A 16,233-nucleotide genomic window follows, 5' to 3' on the forward strand; every position below is an offset into this window, starting at 1 on the left:
ATTCTGAAGTTTTATTACATTCTTAAAAATACCACCCGCATTCGCTTGCGGGTGGTCTGTTTTTAGTATAGGAGGTAGTTCTCTCTCACTTCTTTAAATTCAATTAAGTCTTCCTGCCATTTGGCTTTCATTTCTTCCACACTGCTTCCTTCTTCAATTGCTTCACGGATCCATCCGTTTCCAACTAATAGATCAAAGAATGACACACCTTCACTATTTTCAGCACGGAACTCAAAATCTTCAGGATACAGGTCATGAATGGTTTTTACTAGGCTTACGCCTGTAGTGACTGGCTGAAAAGCTTCTTTATCTGTCACATGGATCTGTACCCCATGAGATAATTCACCAGCATGCTTAGAAAAAGATGGTGTGAACGATGCTGCTCTGAAATCAACGCCTGGAAGTTCCAATTCATTAAGAGCGGAAGCAAGCTCAGTTGAATCAATGTAGGGCGCGCCAATCAGCTCAAACGGTTTTGTTGTTCCCCGTCCTTCCGATACATTCGTTCCTTCAATTAATGCCGCCCCAGGGTAGACAAGTGCAGTATCCAGCGTCGGCATATTAGGAGATGGAAGTACCCACTCTAATGGTGTCTCATCATAATACATATCCCGCTTCCAATGATCCATTTCTACCACAGTCAAGTCAGCTCCAATACCGAATTCCTTGTTGAACAACTTGGCAAGCTCACCCACAGTCATGCCATGACGAAGAGGGATTTCATACTTTCCTACAAATGAAGAGTATTCATCGTTAAGTACTGGACCTTCAACTGCTTCACCGCTCAGTGGATTCGGACGGTCGAGTACGATAAATTCAATATTTTTTTCCTGCGCGGCTTCCATTGCATATGCCATCGTGTAAATGTAGGTGTAGAATCTTGTCCCTACATCCTGGATGTCAAACAAAAGAACATCAATACCCTCTAGCATTTCAGGGGTTGGTTTTCTTGTTGATCCGTATAGACTGTACACAGGCAGTCCTGTAGCTTCATCGATGTAATACTCTACATACTCTCCTGCCTGAGCACTGCCGCGAACACCGTGTTCCGGTCCATAAAGTGCGGTTAAATTAACATCAGGGTCGTTATGAAGAATATCCACGATGCTGTTAAGCTCCTGATCCACACCAGTAGGGTTGGTGATCAGTCCGACATTCTTATCTTCAATCAGCTCCTTCTCATCTTCCAGTAAAACCTCTACCCCAAGCTCAAAGTTCTTATGCTTTTGCTTGTCATTCCCATACCCATGACCCTTTCCTTTCCCGTTATTGTCGGCGAGCACAACAGATAGAGATGACAACACGAGCAGCAACGCCAAGAAGATAATCGACCATTTTTTCAAGACAACATTCCTCCTCTAATTTTATACAAGCAGGCAGAGAATTGATCCCTGCCTTTTATTGAACTAGTACGTTAACCCGTGACCGAATGGGTATAGGATCCCATTTTCTTCCCCTGGAATCGTTACTGGCAGTTTTCCTGCAGGTTCATTTTCTCCAAATATAGCAGCAGCCGTTGCCTCAAAACTAGCGGTTCTGAAACCATATTGAGCAAGATAAGCATCCACTTCAGGGTAAGCCATGATATCATATGGATTTCGGATTCCTACACCGATCACTGGTGCATTTTGAGTCATTAGGTGATTCACCATTTTCATTTGAGGGTGTTCTGGAGATCTTGTCCCCACACTGTATGTGTAAGTGCCAACGATGATTTTATCAGCTGATTCGACGAGTGTTTCCTGTTCTTCAGTAAAGTCATAGTCTGAACCCACATCTACCACCGTCGTATTCGCATGCTGTTCTTTAACAGCCTCTCCAAGGGAATCAACAAAACTATTTCCGATGACAACTACATGCTCATCGCTTTCCGCTTCTAAAGGCAGAACTTGATCATTTTTCACTAAGGTAATAGATTTTTCCGCTGCTTCTTTTTCTATGGCTTTATGTTCATCTGATCCTACGGTTTCAACAGCACCTTGGATTTTATCTTCGATTTCTTCTAGATTCTCAGACTTAATGATGCCTCGGTTTACTTTCAGAGTTAAGATACGGTCTACAGAAGCTTCAATTCGTTTCTCTGAAATCTCCCCAGATTCCACTGCGTCAAGAAGTCCCCCGGCCACTTCTTCAAGGCCGACTGGCATCAATACGATATCAGTTCCCGCTTTTACGGCACGAACGGCTGCGTCAACGGCTCCAAAATGTTCAGCAATCGCGTTCATATTCATCGCATCTGTAATAATCACACCTTCATGGCCCATCTCTTCTCGCATCAGTCCTGTCAATACCTTATGGGAGAGGGTGGCTGGAAGAGAAATTTTCGTTCCGTCTTTTTTAGAAATCACTTTCGTATCATCAATTTTCGGGAAGGTGACATGAGCGGTCATCACCGCATCGATTCCAGCTTCCATAGCTTCCTGGAATGGATACAGTTCAACCTCTTTCAAACGTTCTTTATCGTATGGGACTTCTGGGAGGCCAAGGTGTGAATCTACGGCTGTATCCCCATGGCCAGGGAAGTGCTTAGCCGTGGCAGCTACTCCTGTTTCTTGGAGACCTTTCGTATAAGCCACACCAAGATCTGCCACTAGCTGTGGGTCTTCACCAAATGAACGCACACCGATGACAGGATTGTCTGGGTTATTGTTAACATCCAAAACTGGAGCCAGGTTCATATTAATTCCAAGAGAAGAAAGTTCCTCTCCAATGGCATGGCCGACATCATAGCTGATTTCTTCAGACCGGGTCGCTCCAAGCGCCATGTTTCCTGGCATGTCGGTTCCGGATTGAAGACGTGTGACTATTCCGCCTTCCTGATCAATCGTCATCAACAATCCAAATTTCTCTGAAGCTTCTTTATAGGCTGAAACCAATTTTGCTGTCTGCTCTGTTGTAACAACATTCTCTCTAAAGAGAATGACTCCGCCTAAATGGTACTTCTGGATTTGTTCTTCAATTTCAGGAAGCATTTCTGTCACATTCTCGCCATCCCACTTACGGAAATCCGGCATAAGCATCTGACCGACTTTTTCTTCCAGTGTCATACCTTCGATGGCCTTTTGGATAATGTCGTAACGAGCTCCTTTCTGCTTACCAAGTGACGGTTCGGCTTTTTTCACAGAAGATTTATTTACTTTGTAATCCAGAGCAATTCTGTCCGAATGCACACCATCTGAAACACTAATAAACGTGCGTCCTCTATGCTCCAAAATCGTTACATTCCCTTCATCATCTACAGTAGCCACATTTTTGTTTGACGATTTCCAAGTCAGGTCGTCCTCCGTCTTCATAAAATGCCCATCATCATAAATGTGCAAAGCGTTCAGCGATACTTGATTTCCTTCAATTTGTGTATCAGCTTCTGGCACATTTTGCATGAGTACCAAGTCTGAGACTTCACTTTCGTCAGCACTAGCGCCTTTCGGTGTCAAAAGCGCCTGAGAAAAACTCATGACAATCACTAGAAGTGCGATCGTAAACTTTTTACTTGTTACTCCCAACTTTACCCCTCCTTATAATTACTTCCTAATAAGAACGTTCAACCCAATCGTTACTTGTAAAGGTAAGACTAGAGCCATTTAATTTAACATCATCCACATACCATCCTCGATTGTTGACAGAACCATCCGTCTGATAGGTGAACCGGACAAACTTCGCTTCAGCAGGAAGTTCAACTTGCATCACTTCCCATTCCTCGCTGCTTCCCGTGACCATTACAGCTTCTGTCCACTCTTCCCCGTCATTCGAATATTCAACGGTTCCTGTGTCATAGCCGTCTTCAATCTTGTACCATGTCTCAAAAGAAAGCGTGGATTTCTCTTCAAGGTTTAGTTCGGCTATAAGTTGATTTGTTTCATTTGATCCGTATCCTGCAAACCACGCTTCTCCTTTTTTATCCATCTCTACAGGAATCGCATCGGCCACTTTTCTGGCAAACTCTCTTCTAGTTGGAGACGTTGAAACCGTGTTTCTACTAGGATGAACACGGTTTGTCAGAAGAATCGCAATGGTTTGGTTAGTCGGACTCACTACGATTGATGTCCCTGTATAACCTGTATGACCAAGGGTTGTGCTCTCTGATAGAGCATCCATAAACCAACCTTGCTGAAGCTCCCACCCAAGCCCATGATCGTCACCAGGGAACTGAGGAATCCGATTTTCAGTTAAAAGTTGAATTGTCTCTTGTTCAAGGATGCGTGTCCCTCCATATTTACCATCCATTAAAAACATGTGAGCGAACTTGGCTAAATCTGACGCTGTAGAGAATACACCGGCGTGACCGGCTACTCCACCAAGGGACCAGGCGCTTTCATCATGAACTTCACCCCAGACTAGTCCACGGTTTGTCCATGGCTGATATTCTGTTGCTGCGATACGGTCCTTTAAACGGGCTGGTGGATTATACATCGTATCGTCCATTCCGAGTGGTTCTGTAATCTCTTTTTTGACAAATTCATCAAGGCCCATTCCGGACAGACGCTCGATTAAAGCTCCAAGTGTAATCATGTTGAGATCGCTGTATGTATACTCAGAACCAGGTTCATCTTGGAGAGGATATTGAAATACGTATTGTAGCCGATCTTCGCGGGTACCTTCTATGGTGTAAAGAGGAATCCATGGTTTAAAACCAGAGGTATGTGTCATTAATTGTTCAATGGTAACGCTTTCTTTTCCGTTTGCAGCGAATTCTGGAATGTATTTGGCAACCGGATCATCCAGTTCAAATTTTCCCTGTTCGTATAATTTCATTGCTGCGGTAGTGGTAAACAATTTACTAATGGAAGCAAGATCAAAAATCGTATCTTCGCTCATTGGAATAGGATCATCCACTTTTGTGAACTCATCATCTTTGTATTGGACGGCATATCCATAAGCTTCCTCTTTTACGATATGTCCTCTTCTGGCTACGAAAGCGACGGCTCCTGGCATCACCTGTTCCTGAATAGCTGATTTTAAGACGTTATCGATTTCGTTGAGGGGGGCTTCTCGCATGCCGGCACCTCTAATAGAGCCCTGATGAAGGACTGGAGAGGTTGGCCCCGGCTGGTCCCATGTAAAGACAGGGTGCCCTTTGTCACTAGACTGGTTTAAATTTTGCTTTCCTTCTTTTTCAATCGTAGGTCCTTCACTTGCTAAACTGGTTCCTGGTACAAGCAATGTGGTTCCGAGTACAGTCACTAACGCAACAGACACCGTTTTTCGACTCATATGCGTCCTCCTTTTTTCTTATCAGGTGTCGCAACTAAAGCCTCCTTTCTTTGCCACTATATTGAACTTCTGTTTCAAGCATAAACCGAGCCTTTATAGTCGTCTATACCACTTTTGTCACAGTTGGAAAAAAAGTCTTCTGTTTCCAAGACTATCCACCTAAGTCATTTGAATGATTTTGAAATATTATGACATTTAGTTATGTTTATTTATGTAGTTTTATTTCAGAATTTCAGTTAAATGCAACGCAGAGAAATGAGATTCCGCAGTGCCTTTGCTGAATCTCATTTCTCTATCTGCCTAACCAACACTCTTATTTTTTCGGTAAATTAATTGAATCACACAATATAGAAGTAAGAAAATTAACGCTCCACACAAACCGATGGAACCTCCTATCCATCCTGTTTTATGGGCTGGCATGTTCTCTAAGACAACCCCCGTCCCAAACATAACTAATCCGATTTGGATATTCATAATTGCTTCAATTACGCCGAAGACTCGGCCTTGTTTCCCATTCGGGATTTGCTGCATGATCAGGGTATCCACACTCGCCCCTCCGACCCCTCCGATGAAAGAAATACTGATAAATAAAAGAGATAAGATGAGAAAGTTAGCAGCTTGACTTGCAGCCATCTGAAGACTGCTTTCAACAATTAATGCAGCTATTCCAATGAAGAGGAAGTTCTTTTTTAGTCGTCCTGTTACAAGAAAACTTAAAATAAGGCCAGTTCCTAATGATCCATACAGCAAACCGACTCCAAGTTCATCCAACTTGAATGTTTCAGCCCCGTATATACTAATGAGAACATTAAACACCCCATCCATAGTCGCTGTGACGAGTTGAAGAATGACTGCCACTATAACAAAAGTACCAATCCCCTTTAAAAAGCTGCTCGTAGCTTCATTACTTTCACCACAAGTTTGCGAGCGTTTCTTAACAGACAGATTTCTAACAAGGATCGCAGCAGCTAAAAAGGAACACGCATTAAGCACAAAGGCGAATTCATTACCAAATAGAAAAGCGACGCCCCCCCCCGGTAATGGAACCTCCAATAAGCACGATTCCTAGAATCAGCTGCTCCATCCCATTCACTTTCATCAAAATGGACTCTTCTGCCATTGCTGCAATCGTACTTTTTCTAACTGGCAAATAAAAGGCTTCCCCACATGACAGGGCGATAACTCCTGCAAATACAATCCATAAATCCTCTTTCGACTGAACAAATAAAAAACTTAAGGCAAAGGGAATACGTAAGAGATCCGTGGCTATCAGCAAATACTTTTTGTTGAGTCGATCTGCGAGTTTTCCACCCAAGGGAGAAAGCAGTAGAAACGGAAGAATCCGAATTCCGAGTACAGCTCCAACCGCTAGTCCTGAACCTGTGATGTGGAGTACGAGTGTTAGTACAGCGACTTGGCTGAACCGGTCTCCGATCCCATTGACAATTCCGGAGTAAAATAAATAACGATATGGGTGATGCTTTAATACACTCATGATTACCTCCCCTATAATTAGATATGCATCTAATTAGTTTTTCAAAAAAATTTGCTGAGTTGTATTTGACTTACAATCTCTACTCAAATTAAGCCTCCTACTCTTGTAGGATTGAATTCGAGTTATTTACGTGAAGTATGGGGAATGGAAAACGATTGAAACTGCAGCTAAATTGATTGATTCTAAGCTTAATATTGGGTGGTACATTCCGGTTTGCTTTCAAAACGACCTTTTCTGGAATGAAGTTTGGCACACCTTGGTCCTGGTGGAAATCCAGCAATCCTACTGGTTTCCTTGTAATAAATAGCAATTTCAAACGAGCAAGGTTTCGAGAACTTCATAAGGTAACGGACATTGGGGAAGGGGGGAGACTCTTTTGAGATCATAGTCCAGGATGAGGCAAGGCGCCTGAGGAAGCTCACCGTAAGCCCAGGGTAAGCGAGTCCTTCCCAACGCTTTCAAACTTCACAAACATCTCGAAATCGAGTGTTTTTAAGAGCTTGCAGATAGGTGTTACCTTCTTACGACGACTGGCCACAGTTCTTGCGGATTCAGTTCGTAAATATTGTTTTCTCTGTACATGAACGAGTGCATGATCCACTCTCTGCGGATTGTGGCAAAATCATCGAAGAACGTTTTAATATATTCGTTAACTTCTTTTTCTTCATACGTCTTACCTTGGTCAAAGCCCTGGACAAAATAAGATAGAATAACAATTTTCTTCTTTTGTTGACTCGGTATCGACTTCAGTTTCCCATCTTTTGAGATAAAGCTGTTCAACACTTTAGTCTGTTCTTTATCTGTCACTTGAAGCTCATTTTTATTCATGGCTTCTTCATCTCCAATCCTTAGAATTGCTGTGGTCATAAATTCGAGCTTACGCTCATCCAAATGAAAGTAAATCGTGTTTCTATCGCGGCGGGAATAGACCATACCTGTATCCCTCAACTTTTTCAGATGATGAGTAATCGTCGGAGGTCTCAAGCCGAGTTTCCCTGCAATCGCCTGTCCGTGCAAGGGTCCATGTCTTAATAAAGCTATAATTCTTAGTCTTGTAGGATCCCCAACCGCTTTGTGAAAAGCAACCATTTTATCTAATTGCATTATCGGCCCTTCTTTCTATTTTTATAATCATCTAATTAGATATTAATCGAATCTTATAGAACTGTCAATTTGATTCATAAGAAAAGCACAGCTCCTCTCAGCTGTGCTAGAAAAATTCCTCAATTAACGTTAAACATGCGTTTTCATAAATTCATAAACTTTCATGTCTATATATCCTCTTTCCTGCTCCCTGGCCTCGAAATTCTCCGTGTGAAGATAAGCTGTAAGCCCTTGATGAAACTCGTCATCTGATACTTCCTGAGACGTTAGATACTCTAATCGGACCAGCCAATCTCGAAGGTCCTCCTCAAGCTTCCCTTCGATTTTCTCGATGTCATATGGCTCTGTTTCACCAAAGTAGAGCTGTTGCAGCTGATAAATTCTGTCTAATTCTTCAATCGGTTCAGGGTGATCGTCTACACGTAAGTCAACAAACACATCGCTTAAACCACCATATCCCCCATTTTTTTTAACGACATAAATGGCTGCCGATTGCTTTCCTCGACTGTCGCCACCCGCATTTTGAGCCGCTTTTAACCCAGCAATTAATCGATCGGCTAATGGTCCTTCGGTATTTTCGAAAGCATCACCCATGTGAGTGACTGTTTCTCTATTAACGAGGATGTTTCCCTGGGCAGCATAGTTTTTTCCTGTTACGTCGCCAGCCCAGTCATAACATTCTTCTCCTGTGAATGTCGCTGCATTCCCTTTAGCATCAATGACACCAACTTGTCTATGCAAAAAGTCTTCGTCATTCGATGTTAGGGTTTGAATCACTTCATCTGGACAGCTCCCCTCTTCGAGCAGTCGCAAGCCTTCAGGGCCATACGCCGGGTTGGCGAACGCTTGTGTTGCAACAGCTCCTACCCCCGCTTTTGCCCAAGGGACGACAGAGCCTACGCCTAAAAATTTCGATTGGACAGCGACCCCAACCTCTCCTGTTGCCGGGTCACATCCCACTATAGAAAATGTTGCAATAATCGGCTGATTGTTATTCAATTCCATCCCCTCCAATAGTAGTTCCATTCGACTTTTTCCAGCAAAATCCTTCTTATCTTTAGGAGCATCTGGATGTTTTTTGGCAAAAAAATCGGGTATTTAATCAAATGTACCTTACAATAAAAGGAGAGGATAGAGATGAAACCAATACTACGTGAATACACAAATGATGAGAAGCTGATGCAAGACGTCACATCTCTCAAAAATCAAGGAATTGATAATAAGGACATTTATATTTTGTCTCACGATGATGATCGTACAGATCGAATCGCGAACAACGTGAACGCGAACACCATCGGATTATCTGAGCAAGACTTCAAAAATGTCATTTCTAATATCTTCAGTAAACAAGGGGATGAGCTGAGAACGAAGCTAAAAGAAATCGGTTTTTCTCAACAAGAAGCAGAAGAGTATGAAGAGGACATGGATGAAGGAAAAGTTCTATTGATCGTTACCGATACACAAAAAGCACAAGAGATTCTATAAAAATTAGGAAAGACCGCTCTAAATGAGCGGTCTTTTTTGAGAATGCGATGATTCGCTGATATATCCTGTTTCTTCGCTGATATATATCAGCTTTCGTTGAAAAATATCAGCCTTTGCTGATAAGAAATATATTTTCGTTGATAAAAGGGTTATTCAATCTCGAATTCTACGGCCAATGGTTTAGTAATATCAGTGTTAGCCGCCTCTAATTCTTTCACCACTCTATATTTTCCTTTATTTAAGTCGTACCTTTCTAAGTCTATATCCTGAGTAAAGGTTTTTCCGGGGTCAACCCAGTAACCAATGTCTTCAAAGGCTCTATTCCCAGACGCATTTTCCCAAGAGCCTTCTTGATATTTTTCTATCCGATACAGTACACCAAAGCTCAATTGGGTAGGACCCCAATTCTCTATTTTTACATTGATCGTACTATCAGGCTCAACTACTTCATTTTCTGTGTACATTCGTGCGTTAAATTCTTCTGGAGGTACATAGAATAGGGCTACATCTGTATCTAACACTTCATTGTTCTCACCAAGTGCCTCTTGGCTGTACGTGTAAAACATACCTGTTTCCTCAGGAAGTTGAACCGACAGCTTTTCCCCATTAGTATAAATTTTCTCTTTAATCATTTCAATTTTCTCTAAGTCTCGATTACGTTTAATAAGCTGTACACGAACCTTCTGCTTAGGAAATGACTCGTTTGTACCTACACTCTCTCCAGGCTTCACCATGTGTAATGTAGTCGTTAAATAGATCCCTTTAAAGAACTTCTTCGTATAAGGTCCATAACCCGTTTTTTCATTAATCTTTTCTGTGGTCCAATCTTGCTGGTCAGGTATGCTCATCTCAGAGTTAGGGCTGCCGATTTGACTAGGAATTTCATTGGATTGAGCATCACTTTTTGTGAAGGAACTGCAGCCAGCGGTGACCATTAGTAAGATAAACAATAAAGAAATTCTTTTCATGTTCAGCCCCTCATTTCACACATCCGTTTCCTCTATTATTTCAAAGGAGGAAAAAATAAACAATGCTATAGTCCTGTAAATAGAATAAAAACCCTTTAGTGTTTATTAGCGAGGATAGGAATAGATCAGCGAATACCCATTTATAAAGTCACATGCTAATATAGATCCTCAAAAAAAAGACGCCTCCCTTTAGAAGACGTCTTTTTGATACATTTATTTGATAGAACCTTTCATCACACCACTGATAATCCACTTCTGAGCAATGACGTACACAAGAATCATAGGAGCAAGAGCCATCAAGTAGGAAGCAAAGGCCAGGTTGTAGTTCGTGCTGAATTCGGTTTGAAAAATATATTGAACGAGCGGAAGCGTCGCAAAGTCAGGATCGCTCAGAATAACAAGCGGAAGCATGAAATCATTCCACGCCCACAAGCATGTTAGAATTCCTACTGTTGCGTTCATAGGCGTCAATAAAGGGAAAATGACTTTCCAAAACACCTTCCACGTACTCGCACCGTCCATAATAGCTGCCTCCTCCAGTTCCTTAGGAATGGATTTGATGTAGCCGACGTAAATAAATACGTTAAAAGCAAGACCATAAACGACATATAGAAGAACCAGTCCTATCGGGTTGTCGATGTTCCAGATCGCTGTCTGCTTAACGATTGGAAGCATGATAATAGGAAACGGTACAAACATCGCACTAACAAAATAGTAGAATAGGAATTTGTAAAATCGTTTGTGCATATTTCGCGCAATCGCATAAGCAACAAGCGAATTTGAAAGCAATGTAAACAGAACAACAAACACAGTGACAAGCGTACTGTTTAACAGAGCCCCAAAGAAATCCGTAACTTGAACAGCATCGACGAAGTTCTGGAATCGCCACTCATCAGGTAGAGAAAGTAAGGATCCTGACATTTCTTCAGGTGTTTTTAGTGCGATCGTAATCGTCAAGTACAGCGGAAGTAAGACGAGCACAGTACCTCCAATTAAAAGAGCTGTAACGAGCCAGTTCTTCTTTCCTTTTTCCATTACATCTCCACCTCCCTCTTCTGTAGTACGCGAATTTGAAAGATTGAAATGACGACAATGATGATAAAGTAAATGACGGCATTAGCAGATTGATAGGCGAACTCCCCGCCCTCAAATCCTCCCTTATAGATTAAAAGAGAAATAGATTCCGTTGCTTGCCCAGGACCACCATTCGTGAGTGCTACAATTTGGTCAAAAGCCATAAGGAAGTTTTTCATGGCCAAAACCATGTTGATCGTGAAAAATGGTGCAATCAAAGGGAAGGTGATCTTCAAAAACTTCTTCCAAGCGTTTGCTCCGTCCATTTCTGCTGCCTCATACACATCATCCTGGATCGTTTGAAGGCCTGCTAAATAAAGAATGGTATTGAAAGCTGTCGCCTGCCATACCGTCATAATGACAATTCCAAGCCATGCCGTATCTGGATCGCCGAGAATATTCTTGGCAAGAGCATCAATTCCAAGCGCACCCATAATTTCGGGAAGGAAGTGAGTAAAGATGAAATTGAAGATAAATCCGACAATGAGAATACTTAAGATATTCGGCAGAAAATAGATGGCTCTCAGTGTTTTTCTGAACTTGATTTTCGCATTTAACCCGAGTGCCACAGCCAAACTGAATATGTTTACTAGAATCGTAGATACGACCGCAAACTTAAATGTAAACCAGTAGGAACTTAACGCACGGCCATCCTGGAAGACGTTCAAGTAATTGCTGAATCCTACAAAATCCCACTCACCGTACCCGCGCCAGTTGGTAAAACTATAAAATATTCCCTGCAGCACAGGATAAGTGTGAAAAATAAAGAATATAATGACGGCTGGCATCGCCATCAGCAGAAAAGCACGCTGACGATTTTTCATGTCGCTTCCTCCCTTTAACGTTTTTGGACTTTCTCCCATTCACGGTCCATTTTTTTCAAAAAGGCATCTGAATTCTTCTCGATCAAGAAGGCTTGAATAAGGTTCGGTGCCTGCATACCACTCGGATAGTAGTGATCTGGGAAGCTTGTAATCTCGTCGTTTGCGATTTTTTCTTGCAAACCACTAAGCATCTCGTCTTCTTGCTTTACACCTTTCAAAGCAGAGAAGGCATACTGTTCTTCAATGTACTGTTTTGCATTTTCTTCTTTCATCATAAATTCAATGAATTGACGCGCTTCTTTTGGATGTTCTGAATCCTTCAAGGCCGTAAGCATTACATCTACTCCTGAAACGAGCTCATTCTTCGCCGGATCGTTTGTGACAGGCATAGCAAACGTGCCAAGTTCTATCTCCGGATTTACTTTTTTCAACTCAGGAATTGCCCAGTTTCCCTGGAAATAAAAGAGCGACTCTCCGTTCGCGAAAGCATTATTGCCATCGTTATAGCCATATTGAAAATTATCATTCAGACCATATTCCAAAAGCGTCAGCATTTTATCTGTCACTTCCGGATAGTCTTCCGTAAAACTTGCTTCCCCGTTGTTTTTCTTCCTGGCGAAGTTATCCGGCTGCAATACCCCAGCTACAGCATTCCAAGGAATCATCCCTGTCCACGCATCCTTCAGCGTGAAGTAGATCGGTGTGACTCCTTCTTCTTCAGCTATCTCTAACGCAGCGATAAATTCATCCCATGTTTTGGGAACCTCTAGGCCAAGGTCATTCATCAACTGTTTGTTATAAATGACGGCATTAGCATTTGTCGCATAAGGGAGACCGTAAGTTCCATCGTGGTTTCCTGGTACCAGGTCATTGATCATATCAACGTAACTCGGCTGAATTTCTTCAAGCATCTCCGTCCCGGAATAATCCCTCAACATACCGGCATCAGCCAGTTCTCCATAAAGCGAACTTCCTGCAATCGATAGGATATCAGGCATGTCTTCCTTTACTAGTCTTGTCCGGAGGACCGTTTCTGCAGATGGTGGTGCGTAAAGTTCTACATCAATGTTCGAGTGCTCTTCTTCAAACTCATTGATGAGTTTGTTGTACGTCTCGATGCTTTCCGCTTTATTTGAAAACAGCTCAAGCTTTACTTTTCCGTCTGAAGAGGCATTCTCCTCACCACATCCAGCAAGCAGTAAACTTATGAACAAACAACCTGTCAATAGTTGAACGGCTCGGTTCATCATCTTCCACTCCTTTTGAGTAAGCGTTTACGTAAACGGTAAAACTGGGGTACTAGATTCCTGCCCTCCATTCTTTCTTAATGAAAAAACAGTTGCTTCATATGGCTCAAGTGTCATTCTAGCAAGGCTTGATGGATCTTTAATTGTTCCTTCGCGGTTCGTCAGTATGACTTCCCCGCCCTCTTGATGAATATCACCAAGGTGCACTTCCTGTTCATCACCCGTAAAATTACAAAGAACGAGCAAGACTTCATTTCCGTACGTTCGTGTGTATGCAAAAACTTCTTCACTATCCTCCAGAAGCAGATCAAACCTTCCGTATACCACTGTTTCTTTCGATTTACGAAGCTGAATTAACTTTTGATAGTAATGGAAAACAGAATCTGGATCCGCTAAAGCTTCTTCAGCATTGATCGATTTGTAGTTAGGGTTTACTCCAAGCCAAGGTGTGCCTGTCGTAAATCCGCCATTTTCTTCTGCCGACCATTGCATCGGCGTTCTTGCGTTGTCCCTTCCTTTATGATGGATGCGTTCCATCACTTCTTCGATGGAATCTCCAAAGTCGTTCACCCGCTCTTCATACATGTTTAGAGACTCAAGGTCTTCATATCGATCAATCGTTTCAAAGGCCACATTCGTCATTCCAAGTTCTTCACCTTGATAAATGTAAGGCGTTCCTTTCATCATGTGAAGACATGTCCCAAGCATCTTTGCTGATTTCTTCCTGTATGCCTTATCGTTACCGAACCGGGAGACGACTCGGGGCTGATCATGGTTGTTCCAATACAAGCTGTTCCAGCCTTCCTCTTCCAGTTCATACTGCCATTTGGAGAGAATTCGTTTTAAATCTGCCAACTTCCATCCATTCAGCGACCATTTCCCCAGTTCTCCGCCATCGACATCCATGTGTTCAAAATGAAAGACCATTTGAAGTTCCTTACGTCGTTCTGCTGTGTAAAGTTTACCTTCTTCGGGTGTGACCCCAGGCATTTCACCAACGGTCATGACGTCATAGTTAGATAATACTTCTCTGTTCATCTCATGTAAGTAGTCGTGAACTCGCGGACCGTTCATAAAATAAGGGCTGCCATCTCCGTACTTTTTCCCTTCATGAACGACTCCGTCTGGATACTCAGGATCCTTGGATATGAAATTGATGACATCCATTCGGAAACCGTCAATTCCCTTATCGAGCCACCATTTCATCATGTCATATACATCTTTACGGACATTTTGATTCTCCCAGTTAAGATCAGGCTGTTTTTTTGAGAAGATATGTAAAAAGTACTCCTCTGTTGCTTCATCATATTGCCAGGTTGAACCACTGAAAGCAGATTCCCAGTTAGTTGGAGGCTGACCGTTTTTACCTTCTTTCCAAATGTAATAATCTCTTTTTGGATTATCTTTTGATGATTTTGACTCCACAAACCATGCATGCTCATCTGACGTATGATTAACGACTAAGTCCATCACAATTTTAAGGTTGCGCTGATGAGCTTCATTTAGTAATTGATCGAAGTCTTCCATCGTACCAAACTCATCCATAATGGCTTGGTAATCTCGGATGTCATAGCCATTATCGTCATTTGGTGAATCATATACTGGAGACAGCCAAATGACATCAATGCCAAGCTCAGCTAAATAGTCCAGTTTTTCAATAATTCCTGGAATATCTCCGATCCCATCACCATTACTGTCGTTAAAACTCCTTGGGTAAATTTGATAAACCACACTTTCTTTCCACCATTGTTTCGTCATTCGCTATTCCCCCTTTAAAATTAACGTAAGCGTTTACGTAATTACCTAAAAAAATTAGTTTATTTTTTTTACTGAGTCTCTTTCCACTAGCTCATGGGAGAGAATCGATGACTCAGTATTTTTCTCTTGCTTCATCGCAAGAACCATTTCAATGGCTTTTTCTCCCATTCGTTGAAATGGCTGGGCAACCGTTGTTAACGGCGGGATGGACATTTCCGCATGCTTTAAATTATCATATCCAATAATGGACACGTCCTCTGGGATCTGAATATCCATCTTATAAGCGGCGGCAATTGCTCCTATTGCGATCTCATCACTTGCAGCAAAAACAGCTGTAATTTCAGGATGACGTTCCATGAGCTTTGGAAAGTTTTCCACGCCATTTTCATACGTGAATGACGTTGATGTTTCCACGAGCGAATCTGAATAAGGGAGTCCTGCTTCCAACAGTGCGCGTTTAAACCCTTCAATTCTTCCCATTCCCGCCATAAGTTCGGTAGGGTTGCCTGAGATCATGCCAATATGTTTATGGCCGGAATCGATCAAATATCGAGTTGCTGTATACGCAGCATGAGAGTCATCCACTTTTACATAGGGAAGCGGATATTTATAAGACTGGGTCAACACTAATGCTACAGGAACACCCATCCGCTGAAAGGCTTTGTAGTAATCTTCTGTTACCTCTTCACTTACAAACACAAGCCCGTCTACACGTTTTTCACTGAGTAATTGAATGTATCGAAGCGTCTTCTCTGGATCAGCAGCTGTATTACAAACAATGACGCTGTATCCTTGCTCATGCGCACGCGCTTCAATACCGTGGAGAACTTCTGCTGACAACATTCCAGAAACGCTCGGAAATAAAACGCCGATCGTTCCCGTATTACGATTGACAAGCCCTCTTGCGATAGCATTGGGTTGATATCCAAGCTCCTCAATTGCCTCCAAAACCTTAATGCGTGTCTTTTCTGAGAAACCAGGCTGATTATTAAGAACCCTGGAAACCGTTGCAATGGAGACATTCGCTGCTTTTGCTACATCTTGAATGGTTGGATTCATGGCCAGCA

Annotated in this window: 14 protein-coding genes; 1 reads left to right on the forward strand and 13 read right to left on the reverse strand. The window is 42.3% G+C overall.

The features are described 5' to 3' along the window. Window positions 1-62: 62 nt before the first annotated feature. The 7 genes from HM131_RS13060 to HM131_RS13090 form a co-directional block, all read right to left on the reverse strand. Window positions 63-1,343 carry an exo-beta-N-acetylmuramidase NamZ family protein gene (locus HM131_RS13060; protein ID WP_085030180.1) on the reverse strand — a complete coding sequence of 427 codons (1,281 nt, stop codon included), beginning with the start codon at window positions 1,341-1,343 and terminating at the stop codon, window positions 63-65. A gap of 63 nt (window positions 1,344-1,406) precedes the next feature. Beyond that, window positions 1,407-3,455 carry a glycoside hydrolase family 3 protein gene (locus tag HM131_RS13065; RefSeq protein WP_085031990.1) on the reverse strand — a complete coding sequence of 683 codons (2,049 nt, stop codon included), beginning with the start codon at window positions 3,453-3,455 and terminating at the stop codon, window positions 1,407-1,409. A 73-nt stretch (window positions 3,456-3,528) separates the two neighbouring features. After that, window positions 3,529-5,211 (reverse strand): serine hydrolase domain-containing protein, encoded by a 1,683-nt coding sequence (locus HM131_RS13070; RefSeq protein ID WP_085030181.1) that lies wholly within the window; start codon window positions 5,209-5,211, stop codon window positions 3,529-3,531. A 300-nt stretch (window positions 5,212-5,511) separates the two neighbouring features. Further along, complete coding sequence (locus tag HM131_RS13075) at window positions 5,512-6,264, reverse strand: MFS transporter (protein ID WP_198162625.1); 753 nt, start codon at window positions 6,262-6,264, stop codon at window positions 5,512-5,514. Then, window positions 6,218-6,706 (reverse strand): MFS transporter, encoded by a 489-nt coding sequence (locus HM131_RS13080; protein ID WP_085030183.1) that lies wholly within the window; start codon window positions 6,704-6,706, stop codon window positions 6,218-6,220. The genes HM131_RS13075 and HM131_RS13080 overlap by 47 nt, the downstream gene beginning before the upstream one ends. A gap of 513 nt (window positions 6,707-7,219) precedes the next feature. Next, window positions 7,220-7,810, reverse strand: coding sequence for a DUF2087 domain-containing protein (locus HM131_RS13085; RefSeq protein WP_085030184.1), 591 nt, complete (start codon window positions 7,808-7,810; stop codon window positions 7,220-7,222). Window positions 7,811-7,939: 129 nt separating this feature from the next. After that, complete coding sequence (locus tag HM131_RS13090) at window positions 7,940-8,836, reverse strand: DUF1028 domain-containing protein (protein ID WP_232324782.1); 897 nt, start codon at window positions 8,834-8,836, stop codon at window positions 7,940-7,942. A gap of 111 nt (window positions 8,837-8,947) precedes the next feature. Here HM131_RS13090 and HM131_RS13095 point away from each other — a divergent pair, with 111 nt between their 5' ends. Continuing rightward, window positions 8,948-9,295: a YflT domain-containing protein gene (locus tag HM131_RS13095; RefSeq protein WP_085030186.1), complete on the forward strand. Its 348-nt coding sequence runs from the start codon at window positions 8,948-8,950 to the stop codon at window positions 9,293-9,295. A gap of 149 nt (window positions 9,296-9,444) precedes the next feature. Here HM131_RS13095 and HM131_RS13100 read toward each other — a convergent pair whose 3' ends face one another. From HM131_RS13100 to HM131_RS13125, 6 genes are all read right to left on the reverse strand, one after another. Beyond that, complete coding sequence (locus HM131_RS13100) at window positions 9,445-10,263, reverse strand: immunoglobulin-like domain-containing protein (RefSeq protein WP_085030187.1); 819 nt, start codon at window positions 10,261-10,263, stop codon at window positions 9,445-9,447. A 213-nt stretch (window positions 10,264-10,476) separates the two neighbouring features. Beyond that, window positions 10,477-11,298, reverse strand: a complete 822-nt coding sequence (locus tag HM131_RS13105; protein ID WP_085030188.1) for a carbohydrate ABC transporter permease — start codon at window positions 11,296-11,298, stop codon at window positions 10,477-10,479. Beyond that, on the reverse strand, window positions 11,298-12,161 hold the full coding sequence (locus HM131_RS13110; protein WP_085030189.1) for a carbohydrate ABC transporter permease: 864 nt from the start codon (window positions 12,159-12,161) through the stop codon (window positions 11,298-11,300). Before HM131_RS13110 ends, HM131_RS13105 begins: the two co-directional genes overlap by 1 nt. A gap of 14 nt (window positions 12,162-12,175) precedes the next feature. Further along, window positions 12,176-13,411: an ABC transporter substrate-binding protein gene (locus HM131_RS13115; RefSeq protein ID WP_232324783.1), complete on the reverse strand. Its 1,236-nt coding sequence runs from the start codon at window positions 13,409-13,411 to the stop codon at window positions 12,176-12,178. Window positions 13,412-13,435: 24 nt separating this feature from the next. Continuing rightward, window positions 13,436-15,166, reverse strand: a complete 1,731-nt coding sequence (locus HM131_RS13120) for a glycoside hydrolase family 13 protein (protein ID WP_085030191.1) — start codon at window positions 15,164-15,166, stop codon at window positions 13,436-13,438. Between the two features lie 54 nt (window positions 15,167-15,220). Then, window positions 15,221-16,225: a LacI family DNA-binding transcriptional regulator gene (locus HM131_RS13125; protein ID WP_085030192.1), complete on the reverse strand. Its 1,005-nt coding sequence runs from the start codon at window positions 16,223-16,225 to the stop codon at window positions 15,221-15,223. Window positions 16,226-16,233: the final 8 nt, after the last annotated feature.

Source organism: Halobacillus mangrovi, from assembly GCF_002097535.1.
GTDB classification, from domain to species: Bacteria; Bacillota; Bacilli; order Bacillales; family Halobacillaceae; genus Halobacillus; species Halobacillus mangrovi_A.

Bases quoted from the DNA above. Each gene is read 5' to 3' on its own strand.
- HM131_RS13105 (WP_085030188.1), bottom strand. From the start codon at position 11,298: ATGGAAAAAGGAAAGAAGAACTGGCTCGTTACAGCTCTTTTAATTGGA.
- HM131_RS13095 (WP_085030186.1), top strand. From the start codon at position 8,948: ATGAAACCAATACTACGTGAATACACAAATGATGAGAAGCTGATGCAA.
- HM131_RS13070 (WP_085030181.1), bottom strand. From the start codon at position 5,211: ATGAGTCGAAAAACGGTGTCTGTTGCGTTAGTGACTGTACTCGGAACC.
- HM131_RS13125 (WP_085030192.1), bottom strand. From the start codon at position 16,225: ATGAATCCAACCATTCAAGATGTAGCAAAAGCAGCGAATGTCTCCATT.
- HM131_RS13065 (WP_085031990.1), bottom strand. From the start codon at position 3,455: ATGAGTTTTTCTCAGGCGCTTTTGACACCGAAAGGCGCTAGTGCTGAC.
- HM131_RS13115 (WP_232324783.1), bottom strand. From the start codon at position 13,411: ATGATGAACCGAGCCGTTCAACTATTGACAGGTTGTTTGTTCATAAGT.
- HM131_RS13120 (WP_085030191.1), bottom strand. From the start codon at position 15,166: ATGACGAAACAATGGTGGAAAGAAAGTGTGGTTTATCAAATTTACCCA.
- HM131_RS13110 (WP_085030189.1), bottom strand. From the start codon at position 12,161: ATGAAAAATCGTCAGCGTGCTTTTCTGCTGATGGCGATGCCAGCCGTC.
- HM131_RS13090 (WP_232324782.1), bottom strand. From the start codon at position 8,836: ATGGAACTACTATTGGAGGGGATGGAATTGAATAACAATCAGCCGATT.
- HM131_RS13100 (WP_085030187.1), bottom strand. From the start codon at position 10,263: ATGAAAAGAATTTCTTTATTGTTTATCTTACTAATGGTCACCGCTGGC.
- HM131_RS13085 (WP_085030184.1), bottom strand. From the start codon at position 7,810: ATGCAATTAGATAAAATGGTTGCTTTTCACAAAGCGGTTGGGGATCCT.
- HM131_RS13080 (WP_085030183.1), bottom strand. From the start codon at position 6,706: ATGAGTGTATTAAAGCATCACCCATATCGTTATTTATTTTACTCCGGA.